Source organism: Georgenia daeguensis (genome assembly GCF_039537705.1).
Classification (GTDB): Bacteria; Actinomycetota; Actinomycetes; order Actinomycetales; family Actinomycetaceae; genus Georgenia; species Georgenia daeguensis.
Genome location: NZ_BAABBA010000029.1, coordinates 21,106 through 38,967, shown reverse-complemented (window position 1 = coordinate 38,967; position 17,862 = coordinate 21,106). Strand labels below are relative to the sequence as shown.

14 protein-coding genes are annotated in these 17,862 nt (G+C 67.5%); 4 read left to right on the top strand and 10 right to left on the bottom strand.

What is annotated here, in order from left to right:
• From ABD774_RS19260 to ABD774_RS19245, 4 genes are all read left to right on the top strand, one after another.
• A partial coding sequence (locus ABD774_RS19260; protein WP_345044895.1) for an SCO6880 family protein occupies positions 1–803 on the top strand: 803 nt, incomplete at its 5' end.
• Positions 804–847: 44 nt separating this feature from the next.
• Complete coding sequence (locus ABD774_RS19255; protein ID WP_345044905.1) at positions 848–2,308, top strand: ATP/GTP-binding protein; 1,461 nt, start codon at positions 848–850, stop codon at positions 2,306–2,308.
• Positions 2,305–4,110, top strand: coding sequence for a type IV secretory system conjugative DNA transfer family protein (locus ABD774_RS19250; RefSeq protein ID WP_345044893.1), 1,806 nt, complete (start codon positions 2,305–2,307; stop codon positions 4,108–4,110). Before ABD774_RS19255 ends, ABD774_RS19250 begins: the two co-directional genes overlap by 4 nt.
• Positions 4,107–4,541: a DUF4913 domain-containing protein gene (locus ABD774_RS19245; protein ID WP_345044890.1), complete on the top strand. Its 435-nt coding sequence runs from the start codon at positions 4,107–4,109 to the stop codon at positions 4,539–4,541. The genes ABD774_RS19250 and ABD774_RS19245 overlap by 4 nt, the downstream gene beginning before the upstream one ends.
• Before the next feature lie 99 nt (positions 4,542–4,640).
• Here ABD774_RS19245 and ABD774_RS19240 read toward each other — a convergent pair whose 3' ends face one another.
• From ABD774_RS19240 to ABD774_RS19195, 10 genes are all read right to left on the bottom strand, one after another.
• Positions 4,641–5,693 (bottom strand): Eco57I restriction-modification methylase domain-containing protein, encoded by a 1,053-nt coding sequence (locus ABD774_RS19240; protein ID WP_345044887.1) that lies wholly within the window; start codon positions 5,691–5,693, stop codon positions 4,641–4,643.
• A 1-nt stretch (position 5,694) separates the two neighbouring features.
• A complete protein-coding gene (locus tag ABD774_RS19235) occupies positions 5,695–9,000 on the bottom strand; it encodes a DEAD/DEAH box helicase (protein ID WP_345044885.1) in 3,306 nt (1,101 codons plus the stop codon).
• Positions 8,993–9,640 carry a DNA methyltransferase family protein gene (locus tag ABD774_RS19230; protein WP_345044883.1) on the bottom strand — a complete coding sequence of 216 codons (648 nt, stop codon included), beginning with the start codon at positions 9,638–9,640 and terminating at the stop codon, positions 8,993–8,995. Before ABD774_RS19230 ends, ABD774_RS19235 begins: the two co-directional genes overlap by 8 nt.
• A gap of 379 nt (positions 9,641–10,019) precedes the next feature.
• Positions 10,020–10,943: a carbohydrate kinase family protein gene (locus ABD774_RS19225; RefSeq protein ID WP_345044880.1), complete on the bottom strand. Its 924-nt coding sequence runs from the start codon at positions 10,941–10,943 to the stop codon at positions 10,020–10,022.
• A 107-nt stretch (positions 10,944–11,050) separates the two neighbouring features.
• On the bottom strand, positions 11,051–12,427 hold the full coding sequence (locus tag ABD774_RS19220) for a hypothetical protein (protein WP_345044878.1): 1,377 nt from the start codon (positions 12,425–12,427) through the stop codon (positions 11,051–11,053).
• 50 nt (positions 12,428–12,477) lie between these two features.
• The gene (locus ABD774_RS19215; RefSeq protein ID WP_345044875.1) at positions 12,478–13,512 is read right to left on the bottom strand and encodes an ABC transporter permease subunit; all 1,035 of its coding nucleotides are present in this window, start codon (positions 13,510–13,512) and stop codon (positions 12,478–12,480) included.
• Positions 13,509–15,029: a sugar ABC transporter ATP-binding protein gene (locus tag ABD774_RS19210; protein WP_345044872.1), complete on the bottom strand. Its 1,521-nt coding sequence runs from the start codon at positions 15,027–15,029 to the stop codon at positions 13,509–13,511. Before ABD774_RS19210 ends, ABD774_RS19215 begins: the two co-directional genes overlap by 4 nt.
• Positions 15,030–15,092: 63 nt before the next feature.
• Positions 15,093–16,043, bottom strand: coding sequence for an ABC transporter substrate-binding protein (locus ABD774_RS19205; protein WP_345044901.1), 951 nt, complete (start codon positions 16,041–16,043; stop codon positions 15,093–15,095).
• Between the two features lie 131 nt (positions 16,044–16,174).
• Positions 16,175–17,230, bottom strand: coding sequence for a LacI family DNA-binding transcriptional regulator (locus ABD774_RS19200; protein ID WP_345044870.1), 1,056 nt, complete (start codon positions 17,228–17,230; stop codon positions 16,175–16,177).
• Positions 17,231–17,443: 213 nt separating this feature from the next.
• The gene (locus ABD774_RS19195; RefSeq protein ID WP_345044867.1) at positions 17,444–17,845 is read right to left on the bottom strand and encodes a hypothetical protein; all 402 of its coding nucleotides are present in this window, start codon (positions 17,843–17,845) and stop codon (positions 17,444–17,446) included.
• Between the last annotated feature and the right edge of the window lie 17 nt (positions 17,846–17,862).

Sequence of the window (17,862 nt, the reverse complement as noted above, 5' to 3'; positions counted from 1 at the left end):
AGGCGTACGTCGCGCTGACGTTCACCGCGGCCGCCCGGGCGGGCGGGAAGAAGCGGACCCCGGAGGAGATGGGGCACGACCTCGCGGCCCGGCTGCCCGGGCTGACGCAGACTCTCTCGGCGACCGGGGCGGGTGCGTCGCACCCGCTGTCGGCGCAGGAGCTGTGCGAGACGATCCGCATCGCGTACGACCCGGCCGCGGCGGCGCTGATCGACGAGGCGCACGCGGCGGGCGAGACGCCGGAGCTGTCCTGGTACGGCGTGGGCCCGACGTTCGCGGAGGCGACCTACGACGGGTACCTGCACGACTCGGCGCTGTCGGTGACCTGGGGGATGTCCACCGCGCCGCGGGGGACGGTGCAGTCCGGGGTCCTGGCGAAGCTGCTGGCCCCGCACCGGGACGTGGCCCGCAAGCGGGTCACGCTGCTGTACCGCCCGGTCGACGCCGCCCGTGCTGCGGCGATCGTCGAGGCCGACCTGCGGGCGGCGGAGTTCCGCGCGACCTCGAGCGCGAAGCCGGCGGCCCGGGACATTCTCGCCACCCGTGCGGCTGCGGCCACCGCGAGCGAGGAGGCGGCCGGGGCGGGCCTGCTCAACTTCGGGATGCTGGTCACCGCCACGGTGCTCGACCCGGGCAGGGAGGCCGACGCCCGGGCGGCGATCGACGGGCTGTCTGCCACGGCCCGGTTGCGGCTGCGCCTGCTGCGCGGGTCGCAGGACTCCGCCTTCGCCGGCGCCCTCCCGCTGGGCTTGGTGCTGCCCCGTCACCTGCGGGTGCCGGCCGAGATGAGGGACAAGTTGTGAAGCGCACCAAGAACACGGCCAGGCCGCGGGTGCTGCGCCCGGGCATGCGCGGCTGGCTCGGCCGGGGCCGGGGGGAGTCGTTCTACGTCCAGGCGGCGGATGAGTGGCGGGGCACGTCGGTGCAGGTGTGCGGGCTGTGGCCGTTCGCCGTCGGGACCGGCACCCCGATGGTCGGGGTGCCGCTGGGGCGGCACATTCACACCGGGGCGACGCTGTGCTGCGACCCGATCTCCTGGTTCCAGCGGGCCAAGCTCATCTCCAACCCCTCGGCCTTCGTGCTCGGCAAGCCGGGCCTGGGCAAGTCCACCCTGGTGCGCCGCATGGCGACCGGGCTGGCCGGCTACGGGGTGATGCCCCTGGTCCTCGGGGATCTCAAGCCGGACTACGTCGACCTCATCGAGGCTCTGGGCGGGCAGGTCATCACCCTGGGTCGCGGCCGCGGTCACCTCAACGTCCTGGACCCGGGCGAGGCGACCGGCGCCGCCGAGCGGCTGCGGTCGGCGGGTTACGAGAAGGAGGCGGCCCAGGTGCTCGCCGATGCCCACGGGCGCCGGCACACGATGGTCTCCGCGCTGGTGACGATCATGCGCGGCGCCCCGCCGACGGACCGGGAGGAGACGATCCTGGACCGGGCGCTGAAGGTGCTCGACGCCCGCCACGACGGCATCCCTGTGCTGGGTGATCTGCTGCGGGTGATCCAGGACGGCCCGCAGGAGGTGCGCGCCGCGGCGCTGGACCGAGGGGACCAGGGCCGGTACCAGGCCATCACCGAGAACCTCGAGGCCTCCCTCGTCGGCCTGGTCGACGGCGGCCGGCTGGGGGAGACCTTCGCCCGCCCGACCACCAACCCGATGCGCCGGGACCGCCCGGTGGTCTACGACGTCTCCTCGATCGACGACACCGACATGGACCTGCAGGCCGCGACGCTGCTTGCGTGCTGGTCGGCCGGGTTCGGCACAGTCAACGTGGCCAACGCCCTGGCCGACGCCGGCCTGGAGCCGCGGCGGCACTATTTCGTCGTCCTGGACGAGCTCTGGCGCGCGCTGCGCGCCGGGCGCGGCATGGTCGACCGCGTCGACGCCCTGACCCGGCTGAACCGGCAGCGCGGTGTCGGGGTCGCGATGATCTCCCACACCATGTCCGACCTGCTCGCCCTGGCGCACGAGGAGGACCGGATGAAGGCCCGCGGCTTCGTCGAGCGCTCCGGCATGGTCATCTGCGGCGGCCTGCCCAGCGCGGAGATGCCCCTGCTGACCGCCGCGGTCCCGTTCTCCCGCGCCGAGCAGGACCTGCTCATCGGCTGGCAGGATCCACCGGCCTGGGACCCGGCCGCCGGGCAGGAGGCCGAGCCTCCGGGCCGGGGGAAGTTCCTCGTCAAGGTCGGCGGCCGCCCCGGCATCCCGATCGACATCCAGCTCACCGAGGTCGAGATGGGCATCCACGACACCAACAAGCGCTGGCACACCGTCTCCCGCATCGGCGCGACCGCAGGAGGTACCGCGTGAGCACCCCGAACAACCGGCGCCGTGACCCGGGCGGGCTGTCCAGCGAGGCAGTCCTGGTCTGGGTCGGCATCGCCGCCGTGGTCCTGGTCGTCGGTGGCGCCTACGCCGCCGTGCACCTGGGCCACCGCATCGACGTCTCCGGCGCCGAGGTACCGACCGACCCCTTCGCGATGTTCTTCGGGCTGCTCTCCGGCGACGTCGCCTGGCCAGCCGCCGGCACCGGCGTGGTCGTCGCCCTGGCCGTCCTCCTGATCGCCCTCGCTGTGGGGGTCGTCCTGGTCGCTCGCAAGATCACCGGCAGGCGCACCCGGGTGGACCGCACCGCCGCCTACCTCGGCCGCGGCCGCGACGTCGAGGCCCTGACCCGGAGGCATGCCGCCGCGACCGCGGAGCGGCTCGGGGTCAAGGACTCCCCGGGCGTGCCCATCGGCGTCACCGTCAGCACCCGGCGGCCGCTGTTCGGGTCGTGGGAGGACATGCACATCGACATCTGGGGCCCGCGCACCGGCAAGACCACCTCGAGGGCCGTGCCCGCGATCCTCGACGCCCCCGGCGCAGTCCTGGTCACCTCGAACAAGCGCGACGTCGTCGACGCCACCCGCGACGTGCGCGCCACGACGGGCCCGGTGTGGGTCTTCGACCCCCAGGCCATCGCCCTGGAGGAACCGGCCTGGTGGTGGAACCCGCTGTCCTACGTCAGCGACGAGGTCAAGGCCGCCCGGCTGGCCGAGCACTTCGCCGCCGGCAGCCGCGACCCCGGCGCCCGCACCGACGCCTACTTCGACCCCGCCGGCCAGGACCTCCTGGCCGGCCTGCTGCTCGCGGCCGCCCTGGACTCCCGGCCGATCACCGACGTCTACACGTGGCTGACCCGGCCCACCGACGACACCGCCGTCGACATCCTCGCCACCCACGGCTTCCGCCTGGTCGCCGACCAGGTCGCCGGCGTGATCAACGCCCCGGAGAAGCAGCGCGGCGGCGTCTACGGCACCGCCCAGCAGATGGCCTCCTGCCTGACCAATCGACAGGTCGCCGCCTGGGTCACCCCGCAAGGACCCGCCGACCACCGGCCCCACTTCGACCCCGCGGCGTTCGTCCGTGACGGCGGCACCCTCTACAGCCTCTCCAAGGAGGGCCGGGGCACCGCCGGCCCGCTCGTCACGGCGCTGACCGTCGCCGTCGTCGAGGCCGCCGAGGAGCTTGCCGTCCACTCCCCGGGCGGACGGCTCACCACACCCCTGCTGGCCGTGCTCGACGAGGCCGCGAACGTCTGCCGCTGGCGCGAGCTGCCCAACCTCTACAGCCACTACGGCTCCCGCGGCATCGTCATCATGACCATCCTGCAGTCCTGGTCCCAGGGCGCAGACGTCTGGGGCGAGTCCGGCATGAAGAAGCTCTGGTCCGCCGCGAACGTCAAGGTCTACGGCGGCGGCGTCTCCGAGGCCGCCTTCCTCGAGGACCTCTCCCGCATCGTCGGCGACTACGACCGCCAGGCCTCCTCGGTCTCCTACGGGCGCGGGCACCGCACCGTCTCCCAGCAGCTCCACCGCGAACGCATCCTCGACGTCGCCGACCTCGCCGCCATGCCCAAGGGCCGCGCCCTCGTCCTCGCCTCCGGCTCACGCCCCACACTGATCCGCACCCAGCCCTGGATGACCGGCCCGCACGCCGAGGCCGTGCGCGCCTCCATCAAGGCCCACGACCCCCAGGCCGCCCGCACCATCGTCGACGCCGAGCGCGAGCTCGCCGTCGACGACCAGGCCCCCGCACCCGGTCCCGGCTCCCTAGGAGGACAGCGATGACCGACGTGCTGAACAGCTGGGACGAGGCCGAGGACCTCATCGACGCCCGCACCGAGCAGGCGGGTGGCGATGAGACCGAGGCAGAGCCCACCCTCTACTACGGCTCCGTCGACGAGTTCGTCCGCGATTACCTCCGCAACCTCTACCGCCGCCGCGTCGGCCCGAACACCTCCGCAAAGTGGGCGGCCGAGTGGTGGCGCCACCCCGAGGCCATCGTCCGCCTCGAGGCCCTCTGGCGGGCCTGGGAACACCTCCGCCTCGACCCCGCCACCGGCATGAGCGTCTGGCTACGAGACCATGCCGACTACCACATGGGCGTCCTGCTCTCCCCAGACGGGCCCTTCAAGAAGTCTGAGGACGCCAACCGCGACGGTGAACCACTGCCGTACACCGCGCCGCCCGCTGGCATGTTCCCGGAGGTGCGCTCCTAGCGTGGAGGGAGACGCCCGGTGGACGTCACCGATACGCCCCTCCCGCTCAGCGATGGCTCTACTAAAATTCGGCTTCGGACCTTGGCGTAAGCCCTGCGGTCATTCCATCGGCTTGACGTGCGCCTCGATGAACGCGACCTCGTCATCGTCGAGGCCGTACTTGGCGTAAAGCTGCGCGTCGATCTCGGGGATTGGCCTCGACCAGTCGATGTCAGATGCGCTCGTGAAGTCCTGCGACGGGACGTACTTCCATACCTTGGCCGGGTTGTGCTGCGTGGCCTTGAGGACACCTATCATCGTTCGGACGAACTTGCTCTTGACGTACTTGAGGCAGGATTCGGCCTCGACGTCGGTGTCGAAGGAACCAATGGTGATGAACGTCTGAGTGACCGCCACATCTGGCTCGCCGAGCATCGGGTCTCCGAGGATGACAGCGGGCACATCACCAAACTTCCCAAGGTGTCCGCGGGACGCGGGAGCGACGACCTTGAACTTGCTGAAGCTCTCGGGCCCGGTGATGTAGTCGCGGCGGATCCAGCGCGCGGTGCGCTTCTTGCCGTCCAGGCCGAGCACGCGTACGTACTCTCTTCCATCAGCGGGTTTATCTGCGTGGTAGAGGAAAGAGAACTGGTCGAAGGCGTTCGTGTTCACCAAGGCGGCGTTGCCCTCTGGCCGGAGCGCCAGCGCCTCGGGGTGGTCCTCGTACAACTTGTTTGTGTAGCGGTAGGAGCGTGAACTTGTGATCCCAAGTTGCTCCAGAGACTTGGCGCTGGCCTCGACGACCTTGTGGAGGATCGTGTTGAGCTCGGGATAATGCGTGAACGTTCCTACCGGCTCGCCCTCGTGGTCGACGTCGCGGTAGGTGACAGCGATACCGCCGTTGATGATCGTCCCGGGAAACAGATCGTCGCTGTTGGGGACGTAGTGGGGCACCGACAGGTGCTTGTCGGCGAGCATCTTCTCGTTCCATGCCTTCGGCGTGAATCCAGCGTTGAAGAGGAAGCGCGCGGGGGTGATGAGCACGGCCTTCTTCGCGACCTCGTACGCGGCATCCATGAAGAGGTGGTAGACGGGGGTGTCTCGGGATCCCGCGCCCTGGGCTTCCTCCTGGTAGGGCGGGTTGCCGATGACGACGTCGAACTTCCTGCTCATCTCAGTTCTCTCCCAGCATGTCGTTCACGGCCTGTTCGCGCTCTGAAGGCGTCATTTTGGCGAGGTTCCCGACTCGGAAGTGCCCTGAACCCTCGATCCACTCCTTGCGTTCGGGCACCCCGCCAGAGACCGCTTCGATGGTGATGCGGTGCAGGATCTCGTTGTGGCTCATCTCGAACACCTGCCGCGTCAGGATGTGCTTCAGGCGTTTATCAGGGTCGGGGATCGCTTCGGCGAGTCCCTTGTCGAGTCGGCGCACGAGTTCCATGCAGAACAGACCGGCGGTGGAGAACAGGTCTGCGAACGTCTTGTCGGGGTCGGAGAAGATGCCGGGGTTCTCCTCCTCCAGGGTGTCGCACATCAGGGTGACGACCGGCTTTGGTGTGAACACGAGTGAGGTCTTCTGCTGGGGGATGTAGGCGAAGATGTCCTCGGTGGCGTTGTCGTCGAAGTAGTCGGCGAGCGACTCCTTCTTGTCGAGGAACTCCTGCATCGCCCGGTCAAACACGGCTTCGTCGAAGAGACCGGGAACCTTGATGACGGTCCCGTCCGGCTCGGTGACCTCGCGCCCGTCGCGCAGGAGGCGGAACTCTTCCTCGGTGATCCCGGTGATCTCGTGGAACACGTCGTCTGGGGTGTAGTCGTCGAAGTTCGCCAGGCAAATGTTCCGGTCGCCGTAGGCCATGAGAAACATCGGGATGGTGCGCGCGAACCCGCGCAGGTGGCTGCGGGCGTCGTCCATCGCCTTGTCGGCCTGCTTCTGAACTTTCTTCGTCTCCTCGCGCTTGACCACCTCGGGGACGATGTTGTCCATGGTCTTGCCGACGATGGCGAGGATGTTCTCCTGGAACGCTTGATCGGCCTCGGCCTGCTTCGCCTCGACCTCCTTGGCTTCGGCCTCGGTCGCCGCTTCCTTGGCCTCGTCTTCGAGGTGTTTCTTGGCGATCTCGTGCTCGGTGTAGGCGCGCTCGACTTCGGCCTTGACCTTTGCCTCGGTCGCTTTGGCGTCCCGATCGATCTGTGCCTGGGTGAGGCCGTACTCCTGTGCAAGCTCGGTTCGTTTCGTCGCCGCCTGCTTGGTCAGCGCGTCAGCGATCTGCTTGGCCGCGGTGCTCGCTTTCGTCTCGGGGGAGACCGGCGGAAGCGCCTCGAGGGACCAGACAGGCGGGCCAAGCTCTGCCACCTTCGGGTTGATGACCGTCTCGGTGTCGATCTGCACGTTGCCCTCGGCGTCGGTGACCGGCGGCGGCTCCGGCACGTCCAACGCAGATCCCGTGCTGACCTTCCCGCCCTTGGCGGTTGGGAGCTTGTCGAGGATCTCCTTGACGTGCTCGGTGTACCGGAAGATGCCGGCGACGTTGGCGAACAGCAGGTTCGACAGGAACCCGCGCCGTACGACTTCGCGGGCTTTGAACACCTGCGGGAAGGTGAGCACCTGCGAGGCGTCGAGCTCGATCATCCGGCCCTCGGAGTCTTCACCGAGGATGGGGAAGAAGTTGAGCAGCCGCTGAATGTTCTCCGTGCGTACGGCCGGGTCGCCGGTCGGGTTGGGTGACAGGTTGTTGGCGAACGCGTCAAAGATCGTCAGGGTCCGCTCGGGGGCGAAGTCGAAGATGTAAGCGTTCTTCTTCTGCAAGACCCTGTCGCCGCGGACGAACGTGTGCGGGTTCTGCGCGCGGAACGCCGCCTGCATGTATAGAGCGGGGGAGGACAGATTGGACAGCATGATGACGGCGGTCCACTCGGGGACCGTCACGCCCGTCGTCAGCTGGCCGACGGACAAGGTGATGGTCTTGCCGCCTTCGGCCTCTGCCTTGGCGATGGCCGCGCGGACCTTGGCCAGAGACTTGCCAGCGATCTCCGTGTCGTCGCCGGCCTCGTCCAGACCGTCGCCGCCGTTGCTGCGCCCGTCCCCTGCGGCGAGCACGACCGTGTAGTCCTTGAACACCGGGTGCTTCTTGAGCAGGCGCTCCAGCGCCTTGGCGGACGCGACGCGGTTGAGCAGCCAGAACGAGTGCCTGATCTCGTCACGCAACTCATCGGTGGAGAATGGGTACTTCTCGTTCGTCGTCAGCGCATCGAGGAACCGGCTGACATCGGCCTCGTACTCGAAAAAGCCGTTGTCCTTCGTACGGAAGAACTCGGCCAGGTCGAACGTGTAGTCGACATTCGCTTCGTCGTCCTCGACCGCCGCACCCTCAGCGAGACGGTCGGTGACCATGCGCGAAAGCTGGTAAGTGAGCAAGTTGAGGGTCGGCAGCGACTCGTACGGGTTGTCCTGCGCGCCGTCGGACCACTGTTCGCGGGCGGTCTGCTCGTCCTCGTAGGTCCAGTTGAAGATCTGGTCTGCGCCGAACCGTCCCGAGGCGAGAGCCTTGAACGGCGTGCCCGACAGGTAAAGTGTGTGGCTGCGCTTGATCTGGTTGAACGCAACGTCGGTCTTGGTCGTGTCGACGCCTTCGTGTGCCTCGTCGATGACGAGAAGGTCCCACTCCATCTCGGCGATGTGCTTGAGCTTGGGGTAGCTGCCGCCGAAGTACTGCGAGCCCTTGAGGTCCTGCAGCGATACGAACTCGATGATGCGCGGGTCGGAGTCGAGGTTCTCCTTTGAGTACGCCCGCCACTGGTCGCGTGTCATGAGTGAGCGCTCGGATAGGGAGGGCGACTCGGAGACGAACTGGTACGTCGTCTGGTGGCCAATGAACCGCTGGAAGTCGTCGTACCACGAGTTGGCGATGGCGGGCCGGTTCGTGACGATGAGCGCCCTGCGGACGTCCATTTTGCGCATCAGGTCGTAGGTCGTGAGCGTCTTGCCGAACCGGGGCTTGGCGTTCCAGAGCACCTCGCCACCGCTGTCCCCAAGTGCTGTGACGGCCTGCGCTACGGCCGCCTGCTGCTCAGGACGCAGCGTGTAGTCCTCTTCGGCGACCAACTGGGGCGCTACGAAGTCCTGAAAGATGAAGCTCTGGATGTACTCGCGCGACGTCCGCGGGGCGGTGGCGAAGTGGTGCCACTCGGTTCGCTTGGGCTTGGTCTCGCGCTCGACACCCTGTTGCTTGAGGAACGCGTGGAAGTCGACGTCGGTGAACCGTCCGCCGGCCTCCGTGCTGAATGCCGCTCGGTACGACCAGACCTTGACCTTCTCAACCGAGAGTTGGCTCGCCTGCTGAGCGATACGTGCATCGGCGGAGTCCTGCTCGGTGTACCCGATCTTCTCCCACCCGTCGTACTTGGGGATATCGGGAGTCTTCCACGAGTAGACGTAGGGGACGACCGCGTGGAACGTGCTGATGTTCGGGCTAGTCACCGGCTCTCACTTCTTCGTGGACGTGGTCGATGCGGCACACCGCGTACGTGTCGTAAACAGCGAAATCAAGATGGTTGCCACCGCGAAGCGACTCAAGGGTGAAAGGCTCGCGGAGGACGCTCCCCGGAGCGTCCGGAACTCGGCTCCACCATGAGAACTCAATGTCCTGACCCCGCCAGTCGAGTCCGGTCAGGGTGTTCCCACGGACGATGTTGGTGTCGATGAGGAAGGTCGCAGCTCGCGTCAGGTTCGTGCAGGGGCCGCAGGGGACGTCGTGGCCCGCGTGGAAGCGCAGGAACTCCTCGAGCATCGCGGCCTTGGCGTCCTGGTGGTTGTCTTCCAGCAGCTCGATGCCGTAGATCGAGGCGAGGGCAAACAAGGACTGGTCGGCCCAGAGGTCCGGCTGATACTGCCTCTCGATCGCTTGTAGCTTTCGCTGAAGGATCGCAATGAGAAAGTTGCCGTCGCCGGCCGCTGGTTCCAGGAACGTCTTGTCGACGAAACCCGGTCCGGCCTCCAGGTCATCGCGGACCAAGTCGAGCATCTGGTCGACCATGCGCCGCGGGGTGAACACCTCGCCATGAGCCTTGACGCGACGCCGCGACTTCACCAGCAACTCCTCGGCGATCGTCTGCGTCACTCACTTCTCCTGTACTACCCCCGGCAGGCCCTCCACCCAGGTGCGGTCAGGCTACAGCGCCGGACACCTGGACAACCCCTGGCACACCGCCGTCGAGTCGCCCCGCACGTAAGCGAAGGTGGCGACGACGACAGGCGTCAACGTAGCTGGAGCCACTGACGTCGCCGTCAACGTCTTCTGCGAGTTGGCTGCCCGCCGTCGGCTCAGCAGGCACGGGAGAGATGGGCGAAGGCCCCTCGTTAGATGCGAGATTTTCTCTTCTAATGCGAGCCGGTGACGTCATGGCGCAGAAAGGTCACTGCTGCGGCGGCTTCTGTCTGTACCGGACGCCAAACCTCCGATAACAGCCGAAGCGTAAGTTCAGCTCGCGCTGTCAGCGTCACACCGCTGGAGCCTCGGAGTTGACGAGTGCTGCGTCTAGTTCGTCGACGTTTGGCGGGTTGGCGCCGGGCCTTGAGACTGTGATGCTCGCGGCCGTGGATGCTCGCTGGGCGCTCTGCAGCAGTCGTTGGAATCCTGTCGACCCGAGCGTGCTGCGGTGCTGTACGCCGAGTAGCGCAACTCGCAGCATCGAGTCCAGCAGTGCGGCCATGAAACTGTCGCCGGCTCCGACGGTGTCCACCACCGGGGTGCGGGGGGTGGGCACATCGAGGCGGTGGTCGTGTGTTGCGACCGCGGCCCCTCTCGCTCCTTTGGTGATCACGACGATCCCTGGCCCGCTGTCCAACCATTCGTCGATGACGGCGTCGTGCGACACCTCTGGGTAGAGCCAGGCGATGTCCTCGTCGCTCGCTTTGACGACATCGGCGAGGCTGATGAACCGTTTGGTCCGTCTAATTGCGTCGGCCCGGCTGTCGAGAAGGGCTGGTCGGATGTTGGGGTCGAAACTGACGGTTGCCGTGCTGTGCATAGACCTGACGAGGGCTTCTACCTTGTCGGCGCCCGGGGGAGTGAGGGCGGCGATGGATCCGGTGTGGACGTGCGACGGTGCGAGGTGGTGCTCGACGTTGCTCGGTAGTGTCCAGTCGATGTCGAACTCGTAGGTCGCTGCACCGTGGCTGTCGAGGACTGCGGTCGATGTGGCGGTCCGTGCCGTGGGCGCGGTCGGGAGGATCGTGACTCCCGCGGCGGCGAGATGTTCTCTGGCGAGCTCTCCGTTCGTGTCGCGGCCCAGCTGGGTCAGGAGGGCGACGTTTCGCTCGAGCTTGCCGAGCCCGTAGGCGACGTTTGCCGGGCTTCCGCCTGGATAGACGCGGGTGTTCTGGGAGTCCTTGATGATGTCGACCACGGTCTCGCCGATCACGAGGACCTCGGTGCGGCGTGATGTCATGCTGTGCCCAATCGGTGGTCTGGTCGTTCCGGTTTCCTGGGGCGCCTCGGGAAGTTCCGAGGCACCCCGAGGCGTGCGGATCAGGCGTGATTGGGATGGGTGGTGACGGTGACCGTTGGTGGCTGCTCGAGCTGGTCGGCGACGTGCCGCCAGGTCGGGACGAAGTGGCCGTAGGCGGTCTTGATTGGTGTGCCGACGGGGAGCTCGGGGCACTCGTTCTCGCCGTTGCTGCCCCAGTTCACCCAGCCCGACTGCCGGCGTTGGACGATCTGGAAGGCGCCCGAGGGTTGGCCGGTCCACCACACCATCGCTCGACCGGTTCGGGAATGGAACTCGACGGTCTTGGATGCGGCGCCCGGGAAGATCGTCTCGTCGCTCGCGGCGGAGACGTCGACCGGTGCGTCGGTGATCACCCATGGTCGTTCGGGGAGGTCGGCGCGCACGTGCGATGCTGCTCTGACGCGGGCGAGCCGGTCGCGGATCTCGTCCTCGTCCAGGACTCGTTCCCAGGCGCAGAAGAGGCGCCAGTACAGGTCCCAGTGCGCGGACTCCATGCCAGCGGTGAGGTGGTGTCGGAACTCGGCGAACTTCTCCGTGGTCGAGGCTGAGGTCTCGATGGTCTCGGAGACCATCTTGACGAGTTCTTCGGCGTACGGGTCGCCCGCCCGGAACTGGGTGCCTTGGTAGGCCTCGAATCGGTCGAAGACGAGTTCGCCCTGTCCGCCCTCGAACTCGTCGCCCACGGTGATCTTGTCGGTCACCGATCGGCCGTTGACGACGGTCTGGAAGGCGTCGACCTGGTAACGGCGCTCGAAGTACGGGGTGCCGTGTGTGAACTTCCAGTCGATGGTGAACGACTTGTCTCTGAGTTCGTCGAGCAGGCCGTCGGGGACGGTGCCGTGCATGCGGTAGTGGTGGAGCACGGGGCCCTTCTCGATGACCTCGACCTGGACGGTGGTGTGCTCGGGCGGGTTGATGAGCCCGTTCTCGGGCGTGAAGAAGGGTCCGTAGAAGCCGCCGATGGCGTTGTTGCCGGAAGGGAGAAGGTCGATTCCCTCGTGCTTGGCGGCGAAGTGGCGCAGTCCCCACTTGGAAGAGCCCGTGCCCTTGGCGGTGCCCGTGCACAGTTCGAGGTCGAAGTAGCCGGTGTCGAGGCGGGCGAAGGCGTCCTCCTCGCGTGGATTGAGTTCAGTGATCCCGTCAGCTGGGCCCTCCCACGCGCCCAGCAGCTCGAGGTCGACCGTTCCCTCGAACGAGAGCACGGTGACGAATGCAGTCTGGTCCTCGCTCGTCTGCGTGCGGAGTTTCTGGCACGGGACGAGCTCACCGGCGCTCGTGCGGGCCGCCCACAGGTCACCGGGGTACGCGCCAGGAACGGTGAAGACGATCGGTTCGTTGCGACGCTTGCCGGGCAGTGGGTCGGTGACGGTGACGGTCGCGGTGGCGGTGGTGGTCAAGACGGGGGGTCCTTCCAAGAGCTGGTCGGGCGTGCGGGGGCGGTCGGTGGTCATGCGGTCGCGACCTCTTCGCCGCTCAGAGCGGCGGCTCGGCGTCGGCGTCGGATGGGACGCTGCTTGAGGCTGTCGATGGAGACGGCGAGGATGATGACGACGCCCTTGATGAGCAGCTGGGTGAAGAACGGGACGTTCATGAGGATCAGGCCGGTGCTCAGGACGCCCAGGATCACCGCGCCGATGAGGGTGCCGACGATGCGTCCACGTCCCCCGGCCAGGCTGGTGCCGCCGAGGACGACGGCGGCGATCGCGTCGAGCTCGTAGCTGGTGCCGGCGGTCGGCTGGGCGGAGACGACGCGTGCGGCGAAGATGACACCGGCGAGGCCGGCGCACAGCCCGGCGATGACGTAGACCGAGGTGATGATGCGCTTGACGTTGACGCCGGCGAGGCGGGCGGCTTCGGGGTTGCCGCCGACGGCGTAGACGTGGCGTCCGTAGCGGGTGCGTTCGAGGATGAACCAGGCCACGAGGTAGACGATTGCCATGACGATGACGGGGACGGGGACGCCTGCGATGTAACCGTTGCCGAGGTCCCTGAAGTTCAGGGCGTTGTCGACGATGGGCTGGCCGCCGGTCATCGTGTAGGCGAGGCCGCGCAGGAAGGTCATCGAGGCCAGGGTGACGATGAAGGCGGCAAGTGCCATGTAGGCGATGAACAGGCCGTTCAACAACCCGGCGACGGCGCCGGCCAGCACGCCGGCGAGGACGGCGACCGGTGACGGGGCGCCGGCCATGGCGGTGAGGACGCTGACGACGCCGGAGACTGCCATGATCGATCCGACGGAGAGGTCGATGCCGGCGGTGATGATGACGAAGGTCATCCCGGCGGCGAGGATCGCGTTGATTGAGATCGACCGGGCGATGTTCAACAGGTTGTCGGTCGACGCGAAGTTCGGGGCGATCAGTGCCATGAGGCCGACGAGCAGCACAAGCACGACGAGGATGCCGACCCGGTCCCACCAGCGGGCGAAGTCGAAGGGTTCCTTGGTGTCTGAGCCGGCGGGCGTGAGGGTAGTGGTGTCGTTCATCGGGCTTCTCCGGTCGAGTGGGCCGCCGTGCCGGTGGCGTGGAACATGACGTCTTCTTCTGTGGCGCTGGCCGGGAGTTCCGCGACGATCTCGCCGGCACGCATGACGAGGATCCGGTCGCTGATGCCGATGGCCTCGGGCAGGTCCGAGGAGACCACCAGGATCGCCTTGCCCTGGGCGGCCAGCGCGTCGATGAGTTCGTAGATCTCTCTCTTGGCGCCGATGTCGACGCCACGCGTCGGCTCGTCCAGGATGAGGACCTCGGAGTCACGCATCAGCCACCGGGCAAGCGCGGCCTTCTGCTGGTTGCCGCCGGAGAGAGCTCTAACGGGCAGTCCGATGGCGTTCTGTCGCAGGTTGAGACGCTGCATCTCCTTCTTCACCGACCTGCGGATGCCGGGGCGGTCCAGAACGCCCGCCTTGGTGTGCTTGTCGAGCGCGCTGATGGCGATGTTGGACTCGACGGTGTGCTGGAGGAACAGCGCCTGCTCCTTGCGGCTCTCGGGGACCATGGCGATGCCATGCTTGATCCCGGCCAGAGGCGAGTGAGCGTCGGACGGTTGGCCGTTGACGAGCACCCGCCCGGAGTCGCGACGGTCGGCCCCGAAGATGAGGCGGACAGCCTCGGTGCGGCCCGAACCGATGAGCCCCGCGAGGGTGACGACCTCCCCGGCACGCACGCTGAGACTCACGGGCCCGACGCCCGTACCAGCGAGGTTGTCCACGACGAGGATCTCGGCGCCGGGAGTGCGCGGCTCGTGGACATAGAGGTCATCCACTGCGCGACCAACCATCATGCGTACGACGTCGGGTGGGTCGATCGCGCCCTTCTCCCGCGTGCCGACATAACTGCCGTCCCGGAAGACGGTGACGCGGTCGGCGAGCTGCCAGACCTCCTCCATGCGGTGGGAGATGTAGATCAGCCCGACGCCGGCGTCGCGCATCTCGTTGATGATGCGGTACAGCTGGATGGCCTCGGCCCGCGAGAGAGCTGCGGTGGGCTCGTCCAGCACCAGAATGCGGGCGTCCTCGCTGACGGCGCGGGCGATCTCGACCATCTGCTGCATGCCGACGCTGAGGTCGCCCAGCGGACGGCGGGGGTCGATCCTGGCGCCGATGCGCGCGAGCTTCTTCCGGGCAGAGGTGAGCATGGCGCGACGGTCGAGTGCACCGAACCTCGTGCGCGGTTCCTGGCCAAGTGCCAGGTTCTCGGCCACGCTCATCGCCGGGACCGTGTTCAGCTCTTGGTGGATGATCGCGATGCCGTGCGCGCGGGCGTCGGCGGGGGAGGTGATGTCGATCTCCTGGCCGTCGATCAGGATGTGTCCAGCGTCCCTCGACTCGTTGCCGGCGAGGATCTTCATCAGGGTCGACTTCCCGGCGCCGTTCTCGCCCATGAGGGCGTGGACCTCTCCGGCATGGAGGTCGAAGTCGACGCCGTCGAGGGCGAGGGTCGGCCCGTATCGCTTGGACACGCCGCGCAACTGCAGTAGCGGCGCCGTTGTTGATGCTGTCATGACGTCTCCATTTCGGCCTCGGTGTGTGCGGCGCCGGATCCGGCGCCGCACACACCGGCGAGGTCACCAGCCGGGGTACTCGCTGACGTTGTCGCGGGTGACCAGTTCGCTGGGAATGAGGATGGTGGTCTCCGCGGGCGGCTCCCCGTTGACGATGTCCTCGGCCACCTGCACTGCCTGGCGCACCATCTCTGCCGGGTTCTGGGTCGCGGTACCGACGAAGGGGGAACCATCTCGCTCGAGCTCTTCGACGCCCTCGGGGCTGCCGTCCACGCCGGTGACGATCACCTGGTCGCTCAGCCCGGCTTGCTCGACCGCAAGGACGGCGCCGAGAGCCGACGGGTCATTCATCCCGAAGATCCCCTGGACGTCGGGAGTTGCCGTCAGCATGTCGGTGGTCACCGCGAGTCCGGACGCTCGGTCGTTCATCGACGACTGGTGTCCCACGACCTCGATGCCGGGGTAGTCCTCCATGACGTTCTCGCAGCCGGTGATGCGGTCGATGATGGTCTGGATCGGTGTTCCGTCGACGATGAGGATCTTTCCCTCGCCGCCCATCTGCTCGAAGAGGTACTCGCACGACTTCTCACCGGCCTCCACGGCGTCGGTCATGATGACCGCGTCCGCGCCCTTGGCGGGGGTGTCGACGGCGATGACGATGACGCCGGCCTGCTTGGCGCGCTCGATGGCCGGCTCGATGCCGTCCTGGTCCACCGCGCTGATGACGATGAGGTCGACCCCCTGCTGGATGAAGGCGTCGATCTGGGTGTTCTGGTTGGCAAGGTCCAGGCGCGCGTCCTGGGTGTTCACCGTGGCACCGATCTCCTCGGCCGCCTCTTTGGCGCCCTTTTCCATGGCGGAGAAGAACGGGTTCGACATGTCTTGAACCATCAGGCCGATCGAGTCGATGGACTCCGGCCCCTCGGCGGCGACGTCGTCGCCGGAGGTGCACGCGGCGAGACCGAGTGCGGCGACCACGGCAAGTGTGGCGCCGATCGTCGGGCGGGGGCTCATCTTCACCTTGACTCCTTCATTGGGGTGCCGCGGCTGTGCGGCGGTAGTGAACGGTTTGCTGGGCGGTTCGCGGACGCACCGCACTCGCTGGTGTACGGCTCGTCCCTGGTGTTTCGGATGCGGTCGGGGTGTCAGCAGCCGCAGGACTGCCGGATCGTGAGCGTTGCGGCCACCTCCTGCCTGTCTTCGGGCAGATACACCGGCACCGGCCGCTGGCCTTCTTGTTCCGCCTGGATCTGTCTTTCGATGAGGCGGGTGAGGGTGGACGCGGCGAGGTCGCCGATGTTGCTGGCGTTCTCGTCGAGGACGGTCAGCGGCGGGGCGAGTAGCGGTGCCCACGCGAACTCGTCGAACGCGACGAGGGCAACGTCTTCTGGAACGTTCAGTCGGCGGTCGCGAAGGACTTCCAGGACACCCTGCAGCAGCGGGTTGTTGCCGGCGATGACGGCGCGGGGAGTGCGGGTGCCCTCGCGGTCGAGGTACGAGGCGAACGCCGTCGCCGCGGACCTCGGATCGTTCTCGCTGTCGATCACGACGAGGTTCGCCCCCAACCGCGCAGCGGCCTCGCGCATGCCACGCTCACGCGGCGCACGCGTGGTCCACCGGGAGGGATACATCAGCAGCAGCCACTCGGTGTAGCCGTGAGCAGCGAGGTGTTCCGCCACGTCTCGGCTTGCGGCGTAGTTGTCGGTCGTCACGCTGGCCGCACCGGCCACCCCTGCCGGTGGGGCGGAGTCGACGAACACCACGGGGATGTCCCAGGTCTGGAGCAGTTCGGCGTTGTGCGGACTGAGCGTGAGGGTCGATATGACGCCGGCGGTGCGGTGCTCGATGACGTTCTGGACGGTGGCGTCCTCGACCTGGACGGTGTAGGCGCCCTCAGCCGCCAGGTCGGCGACCATGGCGGTCCGGCCCGAGGACCGTAGCGTCCGCTGCACACCTCGCATCAGGTCGATGTAGTAGTAGTTGGACGTGCTGGCGGTCATGACGGTCACGGTGCGGCGGGTGTTCTTCCGCAGTTCCTGAGCTGCACGGTTCGGCACGTAGCCGAGCTCGCGCGCGGCACGCAGAACGGCCTCACGGCTCTGCGCGGATACGCCGTCGCCGTCGCCGAGCGCACGCGACACGGTCCACACCGACAGGCCAGCAGCTCGGCTGACGTCCATCATGGTGGGCTTCTTCGCCACCCTGACTCACCTTCCTAAACGATTAGGTCGAGGCGCCTGTGCCTGCGTGGCACCTAAACGTTTAGGAGGAAGGTAAGGATCGTCTCTTGCGGTTGTCAACCCCTGTTTCGTCCGGGGCCGGGCAAGGTCATCACCGACTGGCTGGCCGGACACTGCCAGTATCCAGCCCTCCACCGCTCTACGGCCTACCTCGGTTCGATACCGGAGGCCGACTCACCCGGCCGCGGCGAACGCGCGTGCGGCCGCGAGGACGCCGGGGCCGACCTGCTCAAGGTCGCCTTCGCGCAGCAGGCGTGCCGGCGCGACGTCGTCGAGGCGCGGGTTCATGCCCTGGAACCATGCCTGGACGACGCCAGGGGTGTCCTTCTCGCGGAGCAACGCCGCGATCCGGTACGCCATCCGCAGGCGGTTGAGGACGTCGGTCGAGGGCGTGCGTGGGTCGTCGGCGGCGGCCCACTGCCGCACGGCACGGGTCTCCTGGACCGACCCTAGGTAGGCGACGAGTTTGGCGCCCAGCAGGTCGCGCAGCCGACTGACCAGCTCGGGCGTGGCAAGCCGGAGCGACTCCTCGTAGGCGCGGAGGTCACCTCGCGCAACGGTCGCCTGACTACTCATGCACCCATTGTCGCACG

Bases quoted from the DNA above. Each gene is read 5' to 3' on its own strand.
- ABD774_RS19240 (WP_345044887.1), bottom strand. From the start codon at position 5,693: ATGAGCAGGAAGTTCGACGTCGTCATCGGCAACCCGCCCTACCAGGAG.
- ABD774_RS19210 (WP_345044872.1), bottom strand. From the start codon at position 15,029: ATGACAGCATCAACAACGGCGCCGCTACTGCAGTTGCGCGGCGTGTCC.
- ABD774_RS19215 (WP_345044875.1), bottom strand. From the start codon at position 13,512: ATGAACGACACCACTACCCTCACGCCCGCCGGCTCAGACACCAAGGAA.
- ABD774_RS19195 (WP_345044867.1), bottom strand. From the start codon at position 17,845: ATGAGTAGTCAGGCGACCGTTGCGCGAGGTGACCTCCGCGCCTACGAG.
- ABD774_RS19245 (WP_345044890.1), top strand. From the start codon at position 4,107: ATGACCGACGTGCTGAACAGCTGGGACGAGGCCGAGGACCTCATCGAC.
- ABD774_RS19255 (WP_345044905.1), top strand. From the start codon at position 848: ATGCGCGGCTGGCTCGGCCGGGGCCGGGGGGAGTCGTTCTACGTCCAG.
- ABD774_RS19205 (WP_345044901.1), bottom strand. From the start codon at position 16,043: ATGAGCCCCCGCCCGACGATCGGCGCCACACTTGCCGTGGTCGCCGCA.